The sequence below is a fragment of the Ruegeria sp. BC1 genome, from assembly GCF_056539305.1.
This window is the reverse complement of record NZ_JBQFUT010000001.1, coordinates 113266-132777: the sequence shown is the minus strand read 5'-3', so window position 1 is coordinate 132777 and position 19512 is coordinate 113266. Positions and strand designations below refer to the sequence as shown.

At 54.2% G+C, this 19512-nt stretch carries 16 protein-coding genes and 1 tRNA gene; 13 read left to right on the top strand and 4 right to left on the bottom strand.

All coding sequences use genetic code 11. From position 1 onward, the window contains the following. Positions 1–115 precede the first annotated feature (115 nt). Genes mads1 through ACR0IY_RS00665 form a run of 5 tightly spaced genes read left to right on the top strand, consistent with a single transcriptional unit; the run spans position 116 to position 9202 of the window. Positions 116–304, top strand: a complete 189-nt coding sequence (mads1, locus tag ACR0IY_RS00685; protein ID WP_480449972.1) for a methylation-associated defense system helix-turn-helix domain-containing protein MAD1 — start codon at positions 116–118, stop codon at positions 302–304. Then, positions 304–3522 (top strand): helicase-related protein, encoded by a 3219-nt coding sequence (locus tag ACR0IY_RS00680; protein ID WP_480669820.1) that lies wholly within the window; start codon positions 304–306, stop codon positions 3520–3522. Before mads1 ends, ACR0IY_RS00680 begins: the two co-directional genes overlap by 1 nt. After that, a complete protein-coding gene (locus tag ACR0IY_RS00675) occupies positions 3519–4301 on the top strand; it encodes a DUF4391 domain-containing protein (protein WP_480669818.1) in 783 nt (260 codons plus the stop codon). The genes ACR0IY_RS00680 and ACR0IY_RS00675 overlap by 4 nt, the downstream gene beginning before the upstream one ends. Positions 4302–4312: 11 nt before the next feature. Then, complete coding sequence (locus tag ACR0IY_RS00670) at positions 4313–6199, top strand: site-specific DNA-methyltransferase (RefSeq protein ID WP_480669817.1); 1887 nt, start codon at positions 4313–4315, stop codon at positions 6197–6199. A gap of 15 nt (positions 6200–6214) precedes the next feature. Then, positions 6215–9202 (top strand): type III restriction-modification system endonuclease, encoded by a 2988-nt coding sequence (locus ACR0IY_RS00665; protein WP_480669816.1) that lies wholly within the window; start codon positions 6215–6217, stop codon positions 9200–9202. Between the two features lie 290 nt (positions 9203–9492). Here ACR0IY_RS00665 and ACR0IY_RS00660 read toward each other — a convergent pair. Next, positions 9493–9579: transfer RNA gene (locus tag ACR0IY_RS00660), tRNA-Leu, on the bottom strand. Positions 9580–9720: 141 nt separating this feature from the next. On the opposite strand from ACR0IY_RS00660, the gene ACR0IY_RS00655 reads away from it, so the two are divergent. Next, complete coding sequence (locus ACR0IY_RS00655) at positions 9721–10380, top strand: DsbA family oxidoreductase (RefSeq protein WP_480669814.1); 660 nt, start codon at positions 9721–9723, stop codon at positions 10378–10380. A 39-nt stretch (positions 10381–10419) separates the two neighbouring features. Further along, a complete protein-coding gene (gene lipB / locus ACR0IY_RS00650; protein ID WP_480669813.1) occupies positions 10420–11076 on the top strand; it encodes a lipoyl(octanoyl) transferase LipB in 657 nt (218 codons plus the stop codon). Between the two features lie 288 nt (positions 11077–11364). On the opposite strand, the gene ACR0IY_RS00645 is transcribed toward lipB, so the two are convergent. Beyond that, positions 11365–12309: a cation diffusion facilitator family transporter gene (locus ACR0IY_RS00645; RefSeq protein ID WP_480669812.1), complete on the bottom strand. Its 945-nt coding sequence runs from the start codon at positions 12307–12309 to the stop codon at positions 11365–11367. 80 nt (positions 12310–12389) lie between these two features. Here ACR0IY_RS00645 and ACR0IY_RS00640 point away from each other — a divergent pair, with 80 nt between their 5' ends. Further along, positions 12390–12818, top strand: a complete 429-nt coding sequence (locus ACR0IY_RS00640) for a MerR family transcriptional regulator (RefSeq protein ID WP_480671089.1) — start codon at positions 12390–12392, stop codon at positions 12816–12818. Here the strand turns inward: ACR0IY_RS00640 and ACR0IY_RS00635 are convergent, their stop codons facing one another. Next, complete coding sequence (locus ACR0IY_RS00635) at positions 12819–13238, bottom strand: HIT family protein (RefSeq protein ID WP_480669811.1); 420 nt, start codon at positions 13236–13238, stop codon at positions 12819–12821. It abuts the gene before it with no gap. A gap of 304 nt (positions 13239–13542) precedes the next feature. Here ACR0IY_RS00635 and ctaD point away from each other — a divergent pair, with 304 nt between their 5' ends. The 4 genes from ctaD to ACR0IY_RS00615 all read left to right on the top strand — a co-directional run bounded on the left by ctaD (position 13543) and on the right by ACR0IY_RS00615 (position 17631). Then, positions 13543–15201: a cytochrome c oxidase subunit I gene (ctaD, locus tag ACR0IY_RS00630; protein WP_480669810.1), complete on the top strand. Its 1659-nt coding sequence runs from the start codon at positions 13543–13545 to the stop codon at positions 15199–15201. 160 nt (positions 15202–15361) lie between these two features. Continuing rightward, the gene (locus ACR0IY_RS00625; RefSeq protein WP_480669809.1) at positions 15362–16390 is read left to right on the top strand and encodes a bestrophin family protein; all 1029 of its coding nucleotides are present in this window, start codon (positions 15362–15364) and stop codon (positions 16388–16390) included. A 105-nt stretch (positions 16391–16495) separates the two neighbouring features. Next, entirely contained in the window at positions 16496–17095 is a 600-nt protein-coding gene (locus ACR0IY_RS00620; protein ID WP_480669808.1) for a DsbA family protein, read from the top strand. A gap of 44 nt (positions 17096–17139) precedes the next feature. Further along, a complete protein-coding gene (locus tag ACR0IY_RS00615) occupies positions 17140–17631 on the top strand; it encodes a DUF2244 domain-containing protein (RefSeq protein WP_480669806.1) in 492 nt (163 codons plus the stop codon). A gap of 22 nt (positions 17632–17653) precedes the next feature. Here ACR0IY_RS00615 and ACR0IY_RS00610 read toward each other — a convergent pair whose 3' ends face one another. Then, a complete protein-coding gene (locus ACR0IY_RS00610; protein ID WP_480669805.1) occupies positions 17654–18136 on the bottom strand; it encodes a GatB/YqeY domain-containing protein in 483 nt (160 codons plus the stop codon). A 183-nt stretch (positions 18137–18319) separates the two neighbouring features. Between ACR0IY_RS00610 and carA the strand changes: the two genes are divergently transcribed. Then, on the top strand, positions 18320–19486 hold the full coding sequence (gene carA / locus ACR0IY_RS00605) for a glutamine-hydrolyzing carbamoyl-phosphate synthase small subunit (protein ID WP_480669804.1): 1167 nt from the start codon (positions 18320–18322) through the stop codon (positions 19484–19486). The last annotated feature ends 26 nt before the right edge of the window (positions 19487–19512 follow it).

The window sequence follows — 19512 nt, the reverse complement described above, 5'->3', positions numbered from 1 at the left end:
GCGCTTCCGCGCGGGCGTCCTCCGCAAAAGGGTGAGCAAGGGATTCATCTGAGTGTTGTGCTTACCGTTTCTTTCCGTATTTTCTCATAATGCGACCAATTTTCAGAGGCGAGGCATGCAGACCGACATAATGACGATCAAGGAAGTCTCGGCCTATCTGAAGATAACGGAAAAGACCGCCTATCGGCTCACAGCGGAAGGGAAGATCCCAGGCTTCAAGGTTGGGGGTGCGTGGCGATTTAGAAAGCAAGAGATTGATGCTTGGATTGTCGAACGAATGAAGGACGGCGGGGCGAACAATTAATGATTCTGGACAACAAAAAGAACGGCAAGGTCGGAGATGCCCTGCGCGAGCACTTGAACGCGGGCTCGCGACTTTCAGTGATCTCGGGCCTATTCTCGATCTACGGCTTTGAATCCCTAAGAAGTGAGTTGAAGGGGCTCGACGTGTTTCGCCTTATCCTGGCTCAAGAGCCGTCAAACGATATGGCTGACGGAAAGACCGCTACGCTGGCGGGCGATGAATTCGAACTACGGTTTCGGAACCGCCTTGACCAGAACCGCATAGCCAAAGAGTGCGCCAAATGGCTCTCCGAGAAAGCGGACATCAAGGTTGCGAAGAACCCTCGCGCATTCGGGCAGAACCTCTTGCTTGCACAAAGCAAAGATGGCGATGCCATCGGCATTCAAGGAAGTTCGGGGTTTACCTCAACAGGTTTCGGTTACTCGGAATCCAATCGTTTCCACATGAACATGTGCGCGAAAGACGCACCAAGCACTCAAGCAATGCTGGAGTGGTTCGAGGCGATCTGGAATGACCCTGATGCCGTCGAAGACGCCAAGTCCCTGCTACTGGAGCGGCTGGAACGGCTCGTCACAGATCAGACGCCAGAGTTCATCTACTTCCTGACCCTCTACAATATCTTCAAGGACTTCCTCGAAGATATCGATGAAGAGAACATCATCAAGTCGAAGACTGGTTTCAAGGATACCATCGTTTGGAACAAGCTCTACAAATTCCAGCGCGATGGTGTTCTTGGCGCAATCGACAAGCTCGAAAAATACAACGGCTGCATAATCGCGGACAGCGTCGGCCTTGGTAAGACGTTCGAAGCGCTTGCGGTCATCAAATATTACGAGTTGCGCAATGACCGCGTTCTTGTCCTGTGTCCGAAGAAGCTGCGGGACAACTGGACGGTCTACACAGTCAACGACACGCGCAACCTGCTCGCGGCAGATCGCTTCAGCTATGATGTTTTGAACCATACCGATCTGACCCGCCTGCAAGGCCGGTCAGGAGAGATCAATCTCGAAACGCTAAATTGGGGAAACTATGACCTGGTGGTGATCGATGAATCCCACAACTTCCGGAACTCCAGCTCGGCTAAGGAAGGCCTTACCCGCTATTCGCGACTGATGGATGAGATCATCCGCTCAGGCGTCAAGACGAAAGTGCTGATGCTCTCGGCAACGCCCGTGAACAACCGCATGAATGACCTGAAGAATCAGGTTGCCTTCATCACAGAAGGCATCGATAGCGCCTATAGTGAGCAAGGCATCGGCAGCATTGAGGAAACACTGCGAAAGGCGCAGACGCGCTTCAACAACTGGCTGCGCCAGGAGGAGAATGAAAGAACGGTCGAAGCCCTGCTCGACGGTATGAACTTTGACTATTTCAAGCTGCTCGACCTGCTGACCATTGCTCGGTCGCGAAAGCATATCGAGAAGTACTACGATGTAACGGAAATCGGCTCGTTTCCTGAACGGCTCCAGCCGATCAACATTAAGGCTGACATCGATACTCAGGGGCAGTTCCCGCCGCTGCGTGAGATTAACCGCACTATCCGAAGGCTAAACCTAAGCGCCTACTCGCCGCTAAAATATGTGCGGGCAGACAAGCGGGCAGAGTACAGCCGCAAATACGATGTGAGGGTCAAAGGCGGTCAGTCGGTGTTCCGCCAGATCGACCGTGAACAGAGCCTTATCCACCTGATGCGCGTAAACTTACTCAAGCGCATGGAAAGTTCGATAAACTCCTTCGGCCTGACGTTGGAGAAACTGCTCGGCGAGGTCGAAAGCCTGCTCGACAAGCTGGAGCGCCACAGTTCTGAGGACATCGAAGAACTTGGAATCGAGGATGTAGAAACCGATGATCCAGATTTCGATGCCTACCTGATCGGGCGCAAGGTGAAGGTGCTCATCAAAGATATGGACGAGCATCGCTGGCGTCAGGATTTGCAGGAAGACCGCGCCAAGCTCACCGAGTTGCTGGACGAAGCCCGCAAGATCGACGCGAACCGTGACGCAAAACTCCACGGATTGCGCGACTTGATCGCCGAAAAGTGCAAGAACCCGATCAACGCAGGCAACCGCAAAATCATTGTTTTCACAGCCTTCAGCGATACGGCAAACTACCTTTACGAAAACATCGCGGGATGGGCGAGGGATACGCTCGGCATCAACGCCGCGCAGATCACGGGCAGCGGCACGAACAAGACGAACATGCCAGGGCAAAGCAATAACTTCGACAGTCTGCTTGCGTCCTTCTCGCCCGTCTCGAAAGAGCGTTCGAAGATTGATAAAGGAGCGAGGGAAGAGATCGACTTACTTATCGCTACGGACTGTATCTCTGAAGGCCAGAACCTTCAGGACTGCGACTATCTCATCAACTATGACATCCACTGGAACCCCGTGCGGATTATCCAGCGCTTCGGTCGTATCGACCGTCTAGGCTCGAAGAACGATGTCATTCAGCTCGCCAACTTCTGGCCGAATATGGAGCTGGATGAGTACATCAACCTGGAAGCGCGAGTGAGCGGTCGTATGGTGCTGCTCGATATCTCAGCCACGGGTGAAGAGAACGTCATCGAGCAGGATAGCGCAGGCCAGATGAAAGACTTGGAGTATCGGCGCAAGCAACTCGAACAACTCCAAAAGACGGTAGTTGACCTTGAAGATATGTCGGGCGGCGTATCGATTGCCGATCTGACGCTCAACGACTTCCGCATGGATTTGTCGGCCTTCATGAAAGAGAACCTGGACTTGCTGGAAAGCGCCCCGACAGGTCTCTACGCGGCCGCGACACTTGACCATGCGCTCAGGCTGGAAGGCCTGCCTGCGGGCGTGATCTTCTGCCTGAAGAATGTGGGCAAGCCTGTCAGCAACGATGATGGCTACGCACTTGCACCCTACTACCTCACCTATGTGAGCGATGACGGGAAGGTGAGCCTCACCTTTACGCAATCGAAGAAGGTGCTCGATGTCTTGAAGAAGCACGGCCTCGGTAAGCGCTTTGTGGATCCAGATGCCGTCGCCCGCATGAACGCCTCGACGAAGAACGGGCGCGACATGAGCCACTACCGCGCCTTGCTTGAGGCCGCTGTCGCGAGCGTGATCGGCAAGGCTGAAGAAAAAGGCGTCGAAAGTCTGTTCTCGCGTGGCGGTACGAACCTCACCAAAGATAGCTTCCAGGGCATGGAGGACTTCGAGGTGGTCAGCTACATGGTAGTGAACACACCATGACGGAAATTCACTCCATCGATCAGTTCCACGAAAACCTGGCTGTGCCAGAGGCTTGCCACCTCGGCAAGCGCCTGTTCAAGAAGCAGTTTTATGAGCACGGACAGCTTGGAGCGACCGACAAGAAGGCTTTTGTCGAAGACATCGACAGCATCGAATGGAGCTACACGATCAAGCCTTCAACAATCAACATCCCAAAGCTTGAAGACAACGCTCATGAGTATCTTGAGGTCGCGATCTTGCAGGTGATGCTCACTGCCGCAGATCGCCACACTCGGATTGCCTCGGTGATCCAAAAGGCCATCCCCTATCCACTGCTGATCGTTTTCGCCTGCGGTTCGCGGCTGGCGATCACTGCCGCCGATAAACGGATCAACCGAGCCGATGCGAACAAGATCGTGACGGAAGCCAGCTATGACACGGGCTGGATAGATCTTACCGCACCCAACGCGGCGCAAGATGCGTTCCTATCTGATTTCCGTGTCACGAATTTCAGCTACCGCAACTTATATGACTTTTATCAAGATGCCGTCGCGCGGGTGATTGCTCTGAACTGTGCTGTACATACTGGACGCTACGCGCTTCAAGCCGAAGCGGGCAAGACGCCGAGGAGCAAAACAGAACGCACGGAGGCGCTGCGCCAGATCGAGAAGTTTCATCAGGAGCAGAGCGAACTTCGGAACAAGCTTAAGAAAGAGAAAAACCTTGGCAATCAGGTAAGTCTGAACACGAGGATCAAGCAACTGAGTGACCGCATTGAAGCGGCAAGAAACGAATTGTGAGGAACGGAGCAATGGACGCACTGAAGCGAGAAGATGGCGAGAGTCTGAATATTGTCGCAGAAAACATCGAGTCTCTTAGGGCCATTTTCCCAGATGCGTTTACGGAGGACGGAATCAATTTCGAAACACTCCGCCAGCTACTGGGTGATCAGATCGCGGAACAGGAAGAAAAATTCGGCCTTAATTGGCACGGCAAGAGGAAAGCGCGACAGATCGCCCTCGCCCCATCAACAGGCACGCTGCGTCCTTCTCCAAAAGAAAGTGTAAACTGGGGCAGTACACAGAACCTTTTCATTGAAGGCGACAACCTGGAAGTTCTAAAGCTCTTGCAAAAAAGCTACGCAGGGAAGATCCGCGCTATTTGTATTGACCCACCTTACAACACGGGTAACGAATTCATTTATCCAGATAAATACCAGGACACACTCGACACGTACCTCAGGTTGACGGGTCAACGTGACAAAGAGGGGTTAAAGATCAGTTCCAATACCGAAAGCTCCGGGCGCTACCACACAAACTGGTTAAATATGATGTACCCGAGGCTTAAAGTGGCGCGAAATCTCCTCTCAGAGCTAGGTTCCATCTTTATCACAATCGATGACTCTGAGCTTTCAAATGTAGTCACGATAATGAATGAAATTTTCGGAGAGGAGAATTTTGTCTCAACGATATCTTGGCATAAGCGTGTATCACCAGCTAATGACGCCAAGTACTTTAGCACTGACTGCGATTCAATTGTGGTCTATGCCAAAAATAAAGAGCTTTGGCGCCCGAACAAATTGGCGCGAACAGGATCACAACTAAAGTACTATAAAAATCCGGATGATGATGAACGCGGAAACTGGAATTCGGCGACATACACTTGCAATAAATCGCGGCAGGAGAGGCCTAACCTTTACTATCCTATCGTGAACCCAAATACGGGCGAAGAGATATGGCCGAAAGAGACAGCGGTTTGGAAATACGGGCCGGACGTAACGAGCGATCTTGAAAAAGATAGAAGGCTTTACTGGGGTGCGGACGGAAACGCAAAATTTCCTAGGGTAAAGTTGTTTCTGTCGGAGATGGAGGGCGTTGTTCCTCGGTCTCTTTGGAGTGGTAGCGACACAGGCAACACTCAAATGGCAGCAACGGACCTTGCGCAGCTTTTCGATGGGAAGAAAGTATTTGACACACCCAAGCCTCCCCAACTTTTGAAACGAATAGTTGAACTAGCCGTGTCCAATCCAAACGAGATTGTATTGGATTTTTTTGCTGGTTCGGCATCAATGGCGCAGGCTGTGATGGAAAGAAGCCAAGAAAGTGCAATCCCAATTCGCTACATTATGGTTCAACTTCCAGAAGAAATTGATGAGAAACATGATGCAGCTAAACTTGGTTTTGAGAATATTGCAGATGTTGGGAAGGAGCGCATACGTCGAGCTGCCAAGAGGATAAAAGACAATTTCCCTGAGTATACAGGAGACCTTGGCTTCAAAGTTTTCAAGCTTGATAGTAGCAACATTCGTGCCTGGAACCCCGACGCCTCTGATCTTGAAAAAAGTCTCCTAGATCATGCCGAGCACCTTGTCGAAGGCCGAAGCGAGCAAGACGTGCTGTACGAACTTCTGCTCAAGCGCGGTGTCGATCTTACAGTTCCGATTGAAGAGAAAGAGATCGCGGGAAAGACAGTCTATAGCATCGGCTTCGGTGTCCTCTTCGCTTGCCTAGATACCGGTATCGGCAAGGACGAAATTGAATCTTTGGCACAGGGCATCTGTGCTTGGCACAAGGAACTTGAGCCTGCCTCAGACACACAGGTTGTCTTCCGCGACAGTGCTTTTGCCGATGACATTGCCAAGACCAACATGACGGCCATTCTGGAACAGAACGGCATCGCTCATGTGCGCAGCCTGTAAGATCGGAAGCGGCACATGAAACTACGTTTTGAAGACAATCTGGACTATCAGCACGCGGCGATTGGCTCGGTCGTGGACTTGTTCCAAGGACAGGACATCAATCGCACGGAATTTACCGTCACCTATCGCCCCGATGACACTGCGCAAGGCTCGTTCGGTATCACAGAAAGCGAACTCGGCATCGGCAACCGGCTTCAGCTGCTAGATGACGAAATCCTTGAGAACCTGCGCACCATTCAGCTTCGCAATGGTCTGCGCCCGTCAGAGTCTCTGACGAGCGGCGACTTCACGGTTGAAATGGAGACAGGCACGGGGAAAACCTATGTCTATCTCCGCACTATCTTCGAACTGAACAAGTCCTATGGCTTCACGAAATTTGTGATTGTCGTGCCGTCCGTCGCAATCAAAGAAGGCGTTTACAAAACGCTCCAGATCACCCGTGACCACTTCGAGAACTTGTACCCCATCGCCAAAGGGTACGAGTACTTTCTTTATGACTCGACCAAGCTCGGCCAGGTCCGCAACTTTGCGACGAGTCCTAACATCCAGATCATGGTCGCCACGGTCGGAGCGATAAACAAAAAGGATGTGAACAACCTCTACAAGGACAGCGAGAAGACGGGGGGCGAAAAACCCATCGACCTTGTTCGCGCAACTCATCCGATCATCATCGTGGATGAGCCGCAAAGTGTGGACGGCGGCTTAAAGGGCAAAGGCAAAGAAGCCCTGAATGACATGAACCCGCTCTGTACGTTGCGATACTCTGCAACCCATGTGGACAAGCACCACATGGTATACCGCCTGGACGCTGTGGATGCATATGAGCGGGAACTGGTCAAGCAGATTGAAGTTGCTTCGCTCGAAGTTGAGGGAGGGCACAACAAGCCCTTCGTGAAGCTACTCTCGACCCACAACCGAGGCGGCTCAATCAGCGCAAAGATCGAAGCGGACTTCATGCGCGGCGGCAACGTGCGGCGGGACGTCCTGACTGTCGAAGATGGCGATGATCTGGAGCAAGAGACAGGTCGCGCGATCTACGACAACTTCCGGATTGGCACGATCAATTGCGGTAAGGGCAACGAGTCGATGGAGCTGAACATGCCAGGCGGTGAAGTCACCCTTCATCGAGGCGAAGAAGTCGGCGGCGTGAATCCTGATGACCTCAAGCGACTGATGATACGCCGCACCATCAAAGAGCATCTGGACAAGGAGATGCGCTTCGCCGCGCAAAAGCGCGATGTTAAGGTGCTGAGCTTGTTCTTCATCGACAGCGTGGAATTCTACCGCCAGTACGATGACGACGGGAACATAGTGAAGGGCAAGTACGCTCTGATATTCGAGGAGGAGTACTGCAAACTCGCCAAGAGCGAAACGTACCAGACGCTCTTCGAGAAGGTCGATCTCGATATCGAGGCGGATGAAGTCCACGACGGCTACTTCTCCATCGACAAGAAGGGCGGCTGGACGGAAACGGCTGAGAACAACCAGACGAACCGTGACAACGCCGAACGTGCTTATAACCTGATTATGAAGGATAAGGAGAAGCTGCTGAGCTTTGACTCGAAGCTCAAGTTTATCTTCTCCCACTCCGCTTTGAAGGAAGGTTGGGACAACCCGAACGTTTTTCAGATTTGCGCCCTGCGCGACATGGGTTCGGAGCGCGAGCGGCGGCAAACGCTCGGCCGAGGGTTGCGTCTCTGCGTTAACCAGGAAGGCAACCGCCTGCGCGGCTTCGATGTGAACACTCTGACCGTCATCGCAACGGAAAGCTATGAGCAGTTCGCAGAAAACCTTCAGAAGGAGATCGAAGCTGACACGGGCATCCGCTTTGGCGTGGTGGAAAAACACCAGTTCGCCAACATCGCCGTGACTTCCGATGATGGAACGACTGCGCCGCTCGGCGTGGAAAAGTCGGAGGCGATATGGGACTTCCTGGAGGGCGAAGGATACTTGGATAGTCGTGGCAAGGTGCTGGACACCCTGCGAACGGCGTTAAAGGAGGACGCGCTAGCGCTTCCCGATGAATTCGAAGAACAAGAGGCGGATATCAAGGACATTCTGCGTAAACTCGCGGGCAAGCTGGATATCAAGAACGCCGATGAGCGCGTGACCATCCGTACCCGCGAGGCGGTTTTGGAGAGTGACGAATTCAAGCAGCTTTGGGATCGGATAAAGCACAAGACCACGTACCGTGTGGACTTTGACAATCCAAAACTTATCGAGGATTGCGCGACGGCAATTCGGGACGCTCCACCCATCACGAAGACACGGGCTCGCTTCCGAAAGGCGGACATTGCCATCGGAAAAGGTGGGGTGCAGGCAAACGAGGGCGACACATCGATATTTACGACGATCAATGAGAGCGATATCGAGCTGCCCGATCTGCTTACGGACCTTCAGGACAAGACGCACCTCACGCGCAAAAGTTTGGTCGAAATCCTGACGAATAGTCGGCGCTTGCACGACTTCAAAAAGAACCCGCAGGAGTTCATCGACATTGCCGAAGAAGCAATCAACCGCGCGAAGCGCCTCGCACTAGTGGACGGCATTCGTTATCAGCGTATCGGCGCTGATCATTTCTATGCTCAAAAGCTGTTCAAACAAGAGGAGCTGACAGGCTATCTAAAAAACACGCTGGAGACGCAGAAATCGGTCTATCAGCATGTCGTCTATGACTCGGCGGGTGTCGAAAAGAGGTTTGCGGAAGACCTTGAAGCCAACGAAGCAGTAAAGGTTTATGCGAAGCTCCCGCCCTGGTTCAAAATTCCTACGCCGCTCGGGACTTATAACCCGGACTGGGCGGTGTTAATTGAAGATGATGGGCAAGAAAAGCTGTACTTTGTTGTAGAAACAAAGGGCAGCGGATGGTGGGATGATCTTCGCCACAAAGAAGGGGCGAAGATCAAGTGCGGCGAAAGGCATTTTGCCGTGCTGGCCGAAGGCGACGCCCCTGCTCGATACGTCAAATCAACTTCGGTTGAAGACATGCTCAAGCACGTTTAAGCGCCGACAACAGCGAATTTCAAGGGGCTGCGCTAAGCCCCTGATCCACCCTCAACATCGTAGATATGTGCGGTGTCACCACACCGAGGACGCACCCGTTATCTCGCGGCTTAGCTTATGAAACTGGTCAGAAGCACTTATTGACTCGGCAGACTTCGATGATGCTTCGCAAACTGTTACGAATGAGAACCCAAGACTAACCATGTAATCGTTAGGGTGGATGAAAAGGTGGGTTGAATTGCCGACGTAGTATTTATGTGACTGTTTTTTAATGGTAATTTTTATTTTGTTGGTGCGGTCGAGAAGACTCGAACTTCCACGGGTGTTACCCCACAGCGACCTCAACGCTGCGCGTCTACCAATTCCGCCACGACCGCACTGCCAATGACTTGGTAGGCGGCGTATAGACGTTGAAGATCAGGATGTGAAGAGGCAAAAAAACGCGACGGTTTGAATTCGCTCGGATCACTCATATCTAAAGCCTCCTAATCAGATCAAACCACTTCAGGGCATAGCACATGGCAACCGCCGATCCTCGCTCCGTTATCCAGGTCGACATTGTTTCGGACGTTGTCTGCCCCTGGTGCATCGTTGGCTTTCGTCAGTTGGATCTGGCGCTGCAAAGGGAAAACGTGCTGGCCCGCCTCAGGTGGCATCCGTTCGAATTGAACCCATCCATGCCACCCGAAGGCCAGAACCTTCGCGAGCATATCATGGAGAAATACGGTTCGACCCGGGAACAAAGCCAACAAGCGCGAGTGCAACTGACGAATATCGGGGCCGAGCTGGGCTTTACCTTCAACTTCTCTGAAGACAGCAGAATGGTGAACACATTCAAGGCGCATCAATTGCTGGACTGGGCAGATTCGCATGGCCGCCAGCATCCGTTGAAACTGCAATTGTTCAAAACGTACTTCACCGATCAGAAAGACGTTTCCGATACCGTTGTTTTGATTGATGCAGTCGAGGCTGCCGGGCTGGATCGTGATGTGGCGCGCGAGGCCCTTGAGACCGGCGCGCACGCAAGTTCGGTGCGGAAGAAACAGGAATACTGGACCCAATTGGGTGTATCTGGCGTTCCCTCGATGGTGTTTGTCGGCAAGTATCTGGTGACCGGAGCGCAGGGAACCGAAACCTACTCCCAGATCATTCAACGCTGTTTGACCGAGGCCGCCTAACCTCTTTCCCTTGCCGCGCCGGGGCGTTATGGAGCCGCTATGGAATGGAAGTCTACAGACGGATTGACCGACTATGCCGATGCCGTCGCCTTTATGGAGGCGCGCGTAGCCGCAATTGCAGCGGGTGAGGCTGATGAGTGCGTCTGGCTGCTGGAACATCCACCGCTTTACACGGCTGGCACTTCGGCTCGTATCGAAGATCTGAAGGATCCCGACCGGTTTCCGGTTTTTGAGGCCAAGCGCGGCGGCGAATACACCTATCACGGCCCTGGCCAACGCGTCGCTTATGTGATGCTGGACTTGAACAAGCGCGGCAAAGACGTTCGTGGTTTTGTCAAACAGCTGGAAGAGTGGGTGATCGCTGCGCTCGCAGAATTCAACGTACACGGCGAAATCCGGGATGGGCGCGTTGGTGTCTGGGTGCGCAGAGACGACAAGCCGCTGACGGCCACGGGCCAACCCGCAGAGGATAAGATCGCTGCAATCGGGTTACGCTTACGAAAATGGGTGAGCTTTCATGGCATCTCGATCAACGTCGAACCGGATCTTGAGCATTTTTCAGGCATTGTTCCCTGCGGCATCACGGACCATGGTGTGACATCTTTGGTCGATCTGGGATTGCCGGTGACAATGGCGGATGTCGATGTGGCTTTGCAGAAAACCTTCTCTGAGTGTTTCCGGCCGGTCGACGCCTGAGCCCCGGCGAATCGCTTTCCACCTCAAATTAGATTAACAATCCCTCAGCAGAAATCCCTTTGTTTCCAAGCACGAGCGCAAATTGGCTTTAAGCCCGTTAATATTGGGTTTAATTAGCAGAAAACACATTCTGATGAATACAAACCAGACTCGAAAGGGTACCTTATCCTTACCGTTCTAGAGTGAGTGGTGTGTTAAACCGGTGATCCCGAGCTGCCTTGGGAATTCGGACAAGTTTTTGTTTACGAGTCTGCCGTTCCGACCCCAAATCGGAGCGGCAATTACTTTTCAGCCTTTTTGACACCCGACATGCCCAAACCGAGGCAACACTTCTCTCGGACGGTCCGCTTGCTCCAGTTCCAATGTTACATGCCCAATTCCGAAAGTGGTATTCAGAGTCTCCCTCACGTTTTCACGTATTGTCTCAGCCTTTCCCCAGTTTGCAGCATCAATGAGAAGATGTGCAGTCAGTGCCGGTTCGCGCTCCTGCATGCTCCAGAGGTGAATGTGATGGACCCCGGTGACACCAAGTGTTTCTTCGATGGCCGTCGCAACCTCTTCAGGATTTAGATCAGGCGGAGCGCCAAGCATCAAAACGCGGATCGTTTCACCGATTTCGGATTTGACGTGCCACAGGATGTAAACAGAAATCAGGATCGTGACGGCGGGGTCCACCCAGGTCCAGCCGAACAGGATAACTGCCGTCCCGGCGACAATGACTGCAACTGAACCCAGCGCGTCGGCCACATTGTGAATGAAGGCCGCGCGAATGTTCATGCTGTCCTTTGACATCGTATAAGTCAGCGCAGCCGTTATGAGATCGACAATCAACGCCAAGACAGCAATCCAGACAACCATCCATCCGTTCACCGGTTCCGGTTCGAAAAATCGCATCACGCCCTCGTACAGCAGATAAACCGACAACACGATCAATGTGGTATAGTTGACGAGCGCGGCGACCACCTCGGCCCTTCCAAAGCCAAAGCTCATGCGTGGATCGGCGGGTCGCCTTGCAATCTTGCGGGCGAAGAACGCGATGATCAGCGCGATGGCGTCCGAGAAATTGTGTAGCGCATCCGCGATCAGCGCGAGTGACCCCGAAAGAATGCCGCCAACGACCTGCGCCAGTGTCAGCAACAGGTTCACCCCTATCGCCCCCGCAACCCGCAAATCGCCCGCATCAGGGTCGATGTGATGATGGTTGTGCCCCTCGTGACCGTGATGATGTGCCATGATGCCTTGTTCCTTGTTTTGGCCGCACACCCTATGTAATTCCTCTAGTCACTAGAGGTTCAAGGGGCGAGATGAATAATATGTACTCAATCGGAGAGTTATCCCGCCAGACCGGCGTCAAAGTCCCCACAATCCGCTTCTACGAAGAAAAGGGGCTGTTGCCTCGGCCAGAGCGTACTGCAGGAAATCAGCGCCGGTATGACGAAGCCTCTTTGACCCGGCTCCAGTTCATTCGTCATGGCCGGGACCTCGGCCTGCCATTGGCCGATGTTCAGGCCTTGTTATCACTGGAAGGCGCAAGCGGGGCTGATCTGGACCGGGCGCACGAGATCGCCGAACGGCAACTTGCCGATTTGCGAAACCGCATCACCAGTTTACGCAGGCTCGAGGCCGAATTGTCCCGCATCGCCACAGCCTGTGACGGCGGGCACGATCATGTTTGCGCCGTGCTCCACGCGTTTGGTGATCACAGCGCATGTCAGGGCGCACATTTCGCCGACAGTGATTGATCAGCCCAAGGCTGCTTTGATCTTTTCGGCGTGTTCGGCGATCAGGTCGAAATCGCCCATCTTGCCGGGGGGACGCAGCGCGACGCCTTCCTGACGGGGCAAGATATGGAAATGCAGGTGAAAAACCTCCTGCCCGCCAGCCGCTTCGTTGAATTGTTGAATCGTGACACCATCAGCGTCGAACGCTTGGGTAACTGCTTTGGCTAGCTTCTGAACCGTAGCCATTACCGCAGCCAACTGTTCCGGCGAAGCATCCAGCAAGTTCCGGCATGGCGTTTTAGGGATCACCAACAAGTGCCCGTCCGAGCGCGGCATGATGTCCATGAAGGCCAGCGTCTCTTCATCCTCGTGCACGCGGGTCGCGGGGATTTCCCCGCGCAGAATCTTTGCAAAGATGTTTTCGGGGTCGTAGGCGGCCATGATGTTTCTCCGATCTCGGGTCGTGGCGCCAGTTCTGCGGCCCTCGTCACTGTGGGTCAAGGCGGAACTCTGCTGCGTTGCGTCAAGTAGCGCGGGCGGGCTCTTGAAATCCGGGTCGCAATCTCCAGATATGTCCGGTTCAAGGTCGAAAAAACGCGTGCTGCCCTCCTGCCCGCGACAATTATTCTTGATCCAGATCAAACTCGACCATTGAAGGTACCCTCTGTGCATTCTAAAACCAGCAGGAATCCCGCGCGCTGGAGAGGTCCGGCTGCGCGGTGCAGTTGCAACAGGAGGCACCTAAATGGCAGACGCAGCCATTCATGGTCACGAGCATGAAGACAATCGCGGTTTCTTTACCCGCTGGTTCATGTCGACCAACCACAAGGACATCGGGATTCTATACCTGATCTTCTCGGCAATCGCCGGTCTGATCTCGGTTCTGATGACCGTTTACATGCGGCTCGAGCTGATGCACCCAGGTGTTCAGTATATGTGCCTGGAAGGCTTTATGGCCGACCCATGTACCCCGAACGGACACCTGTGGAACGTGATGATCACCTACCATGGTGTTCTGATGATGTTCTTCGTGGTCATCCCCGCCCTGTTCGGCGGATTTGGCAACTATTTCATGCCGTTGCAGATCGGCGCGCCGGACATGGCGTTCCCGCGGATGAACAACTTGTCGTTCTGGCTGTACGTCGCTGGCACCTCTCTGGGCGTGGCTTCGCTGCTGAGCCCCGGCGGTAACGACCAGCTTGGTTCTGGTGTGGGCTGGGTATTGTACCCGCCGCTGTCCACGACCGAGGGCGGCATGTCCATGGACCTTGCAATCTTTGCCGTGCACGTATCGGGCGCCTCCTCGATCCTCGGCGCGATCAACATGATCACCACCTTCCTGAACATGCGTGCCCCGGGCATGACCCTGTTCAAGGTGCCGCTGTTCAGCTGGTCTATCTTTGTCACCTCTTGGCTGATTCTGCTGTCGCTGCCGGTTCTGGCGGGCGCAATCACTATGCTGCTGATGGACCGCAACTTTGGGTTCACCTTCTTCGATCCGGCCGGTGGCGGTGACCCGATCCTGTATCAGCACATCCTGTGGTTCTTCGGCCACCCGGAAGTGTACATCGTGATCCTGCCTGGTTTTGGTATCATCAGCCATGTGATCGCCACCTTCTCGCGCAAGCCGATCTTCGGTTACTTGCCGATGGTCTGGGCGATCATTGCAATTGGTGTTCTGGGCTTTGTCGTGTGGGCGCACCACATGTACACAGTTGGCATGTCGCTGCGTCAGCAGGCCTACTTCATGCTGGCCACGATGGTCATCGCGGTTCCCACAGGTGTTAAGGTCTTTTCGTGGATCGCGACCATGTGGGGCGGCTCTATTGAATTCAAGACGCCGATGCTGTTCGCCTTTGGCTTTCTGTTCCTGTTCACCGTTGGCGGTGTGACTGGCGTTGTGCTGTCGCAGGCGGGCATCGACCGTGCCTATCACGACACTTACTACGTGGTTGCGCACTTCCACTACGTGATGAGCCTGGGTGCCGTCTTCGCGATCTTTGCGGGAGTGTACTTCTACTTCTCGAAGATGACGGGCCGTCAGTACTCGGAATTCTGGGGCAAGGTTCACTTCTGGATGTTCTTCATCGGCGCGAACCTGACCTTCTTCCCACAGCACTTCCTGGGTCGTCAGGGCATGCCCCGCCGTTACATCGACTATCCTGAGGCGTTCGCCCAGTGGAACTTTGTTTCGTCGATCGGCGCGTTCATTTCCTTTGCTTCGTTCCTGCTGTTCTTCGGAATCGTGATCTACGCCCTGCTGCGTGGCGCCAAAGAGACGCGTCCGAACCCGTGGAACGAATACGCGGACACGCTGGAATGGACCCTTCCCTCGCCGCCGCCCGAGCACACGTTCGAGCAGCTGCCAAAGCAGGAAGACTGGGACAAAGGCCACGCGCACTGATCCCCGATCCCTATTGATCCTTGAATGCCCCGCCCAGTGCGGGGCTTTTTTGTGCAGGCCAATTTCTTCGTGTTCCGGGCTTGCGTAGACTCATCCGACTACATTCGAATACTATGTAAAACTTGGAATTCACGGTGCACCGACGGAAAAATCGCAAGCCATGATACTTCACGACGGCATTTCGGTTCGTAAACTGCTCAAGGGATCGGTTGGTTTTATCTGTATCGTTTTGGCCTGGATACTGCTGGTTCAGGTGGTAGACGAACTCACCCCCATAGACCTGATTTCAAATCCCAGCCCGCCAGTTGCAATGCTTGGTTTAGCGGTCGCGTTTTTCTTAGGTTTCAAAAACACTTCAACCTATGGTCGTTGGACCGAAGCGCGCAGGGTTTGGGGCGAAATCGCCAACACAAGCCGGGACTGGGGCAATACAATCAGCACTCTGGTTCAACCGGATGGATCTTTGATCGATGCCGAACTGCGGAGTGAATTGATTGAACGGCACATCGCATGGCTGAACATGCTTGCGTACCAACTGCGCCAGCCCTCTGCCAACGGTCGTAATCGCAGACCATGGATGTTCGGTCACACGCCGGTATCCGACCGAGAAGACCTGCACCAAAAGCCCGAAAGCTGGCGCAATAGGCAATTGGAGGTGGATTTGCCTCATCTGGAAGGCAAGGCAAATCGCGCGGCATACCTTCTTAATCTGCAAGCCCGGCAATTATCAAAAATGGCACAGCAGGGAAAAATTGATCCTTTCTGGCACGTGGCACTGATGGACCGGTTGGCCCGTTTCACAGCAGCACAAGGTCAGTGCGAGCGCCTGAAAAACACCCCTTTCCCGCGTCAGGTTGCCGAAGTTGGCCGGATGTTCAGCTGGATATTCATTTTCCTTTTGCCCCTAGCATTCAACGATGAACGTTCGGTCATGACAAACACCGACGCATCATTGGTAGAAACGGTCCTTGTTGATTGGCTCACTTTCGCACCGGTCGGCGCTTTAGTCTGCTGGATCTTTTTCGTAACCGAACGCGTCAGCGCCTCGATGGAGGACCCTTTCGAGGGCGACGTCACCGACGTCCCGATCTCGGCGCTGTGCCGGACGATAGAAATCGACATGCGTCAGATGACTGGTTGCGGAGTCGCGCCCCAGCCAGCGCAACCGCTCGAAAAAGCTCTGTTTTGAATCGCGCGCGAACACCCCGGCAAGCCATGAGATTCAGGCCAGGATCGAAAAATCGACGATTTTCAGGTATGATGGATGTTGAAACTCTGAAATCGGAGTAATCACATGCCCGAAATTGATTTTTGGTATTCAATTGGCAGCACCTACAGCTTTCTCACGATCATGAGGTTGGAGGAATGGTGCGACGAAAATGACGCCACAGTGACGTGGCGACCGTTCAATGTGCGCAGCGTTATGTCGGAACAGAACAACATTCCGTTCGCGGGAAAACCTGTGAAGTTCGCCTATATGTGGCGCGATATCGAGCGCCGCGCCGCCAAGTATCACATACACGCCCGCCTGCCCGTCCCCTATCCTATTTCGGATCTGGCGCTGGCTAACCAGGTTGCCCTACTTGGCATGGGAGACGGCTGGGGCAAGGATTTCACTACGGCCCTGTACCGCATCTGGTTCGAAGATCATATCGAGGCTGGCAGCGAAACCGCGATCAGCGAAGCGCTGCACAGGTGCCAGCAGGACCCGCGCCTGGTTCTGGCCCGCGCGCGCAGCCCCGACACAATCGCGGCTCTTGAGGCGGAAACCGAACGGGCCATAAAACTGGGTGTATTCGGTGCCCCGAGCCTTGTTGTGCGTGGCGAGGTTTTCTGGGGCGATGACCGGCTGGACGATGCGCTGTCATGGGCACGCGTTGGCCACGTCTCGTAATATTTCCCCATCGACAGTCTGGGGCTTTACGCTAATTTCAGGGTATGCCCTACAGATGGACCCAAAAATCTGAATCGGAACAAGAATTGCGCCTTTGGCCGCATAACTCGCTGCCGCGGCGGGGGGCGATGATTGTGATCCTATCGGTGTTCCTGTTTGGCCTGATCCCTCTGTTTGCGATGTTGGGATCCGTTATCCTCTGGGGCTTGCTACCCTTCCTTCTTTTGACAGTTTTGGGGTTGTGGTTGGCCATACAGACCAACTATCGCGCCCGCAGCATGTTCGAGGTTCTGACTCTGTCAGGAACACGGGCGCGATTGGTCCACCACCATCCGCACAAAGGCCAACAGGAATGGAGTTGCAATCGCTATTGGACGCGGCCAGAGATACACAAACACGGTGGCCCGGTTCCCAACTATGTCACGCTGTGCGGCGACGGGCGCGAAGTGGAGATTGGGGCTTTTCTGTCCGAAGACGAACGCATCGCGCTCTATGGTGAGCTGATACAAAAACTGCGCGACCCAGTCGCGCAGTAACTCACTTTTCAAAGTGGTAACGTCAGCAGCCGTTCGTACTGGCGCATAGGTGGTCTTTGACCATCGGGCCGACCTTGCCAAAATCCATTTGGCCGGTATAGCGGGTTTTCAGCTCGCCCATGACCTTACCCATATCGCGGATCGAACCGGCGCCAGTGGCCGTGATCGCCGTCTGAATCGCCTGTGCGACCTCGTCATCATCTAGCTGCTTGGGCAGGAATTCCTCGATGACATCGACTTCCCGCAGTTCCCGTTCTGCCAAGTCCAGTCGCCCGCCCTCTTCATAGGCGCGTGCGCTTTCCTTGCGTTGCTTGGTCATTTTACCAAGGATTTCAAGAACCTCGGCGTCGCCGCAGCCCTTGACCTCTTCGTTGCCGGACGCCCGTGTGGCGATATCGCGGTCCTTGATGGCCGCGTTGATCAACCTCAGCGTCGACAGACGCTCGGCATCCTTGTCTTTCATTGCTTGCTTCAGGGCTGAGTTCACCCTTGATCGCATATCCATATGATCTGTCCATCCCCATGGAAAAGGAACCCTGACCATATCGAAACAAAAAGCGTGATACAACAGGGGGTATATTCATCTAAGCTATTGATTTTATTGAAGAGCCAAAAAATTGAACAGACTTGACCCGGCGCGCCAACCCCCTTAGTTATGCGCCGATTTACCCAGCAAGAGAGTCGCGCCATGGCCCAGAACGCCCCGTCCAAGCCCACCGCATGTCTGGCATTGGCCGACGGAACATTGTTCTACGGGGTCGGCTTCGGAGCGACCGGCCAAACCGTGGCCGAGCTGTGTTTCAACACCGCCATGACCGGATATCAAGAGATCATGACCGATCCCTCTTATGCCGGGCAGATCGTCACCTTCACCTTCCCGCATATTGGCAACGTTGGCGTGAACCCCGAAGATGATGAAACCGGTGAACCGGTGGCCGCGGGAATGGTCGTCAAATGGGACCCGACCGAGCCATCCAACTGGCGTTCCACTGAAGAGTTGAAGACATGGCTTGCCCGTCGCGGACGTATCGCGATTGGCGGAGTGGATACCCGCCGCCTGACCCGTGCTATTCGCCAACAGGGCGCGCCGCATGTGGCCCTTGCGCACGATCCAGATGGCAACTTCGACATTGAAGCACTGGTTGCCGAGGCAAGGGCCTTTGCGGGTCTTGAAGGCATGGATTTGGCGAAAGAAGTTACATGCGCTCAAAGCTATCGCTGGGACGAGATGCGGTGGGCCTGGCCTGACGGATACACCCGTCAGGAAGCTCCGGCGCATAAGGTCGTCGCCGTCGATTTTGGCGCCAAGCGCAATATCCTACGCTGCCTGGCTTCGGCCGGTTGTGATGTGACGGTTCTGCCTGCGACGGCCACAGCGGCCGAAGTTTTAGCCCACAATCCAGACGGTGTTTTCCTGTCCAACGGCCCCGGTGACCCGGCAGCCACAGGTGAATATGCCGTTCCCATGATCAAAGAGGTTCTGGACACCACAGACTTGCCCGTCTTTGGTATCTGCCTTGGACATCAGATGCTAGCGCTGGCCCTTGGAGGTCAGACCGTCAAAATGAACCACGGACACCACGGCGCCAACCACCCGGTCAAGGATATGGAAACCGGCAAGGTCGAAATCACTTCTATGAACCACGGCTTTGCGGTGGATGCGCAATCCTTGCCCGAAGGCGTTGTGGAAACGCATCGTTCGTTGTTCGACGGGTCAAACTGCGGTATCCGCATGACTGGCCGTCCGGTTTATTCCGTACAGCACCACCCCGAGGCGTCACCAGGTCCGCAGGACAGTTTCTATCTGTTCGAACGCTTTGCCGATGCTATGAAAAACCGGAAAGTGCAGGCCTAAACAGCCGTTAGATCAAAGTTAACCCG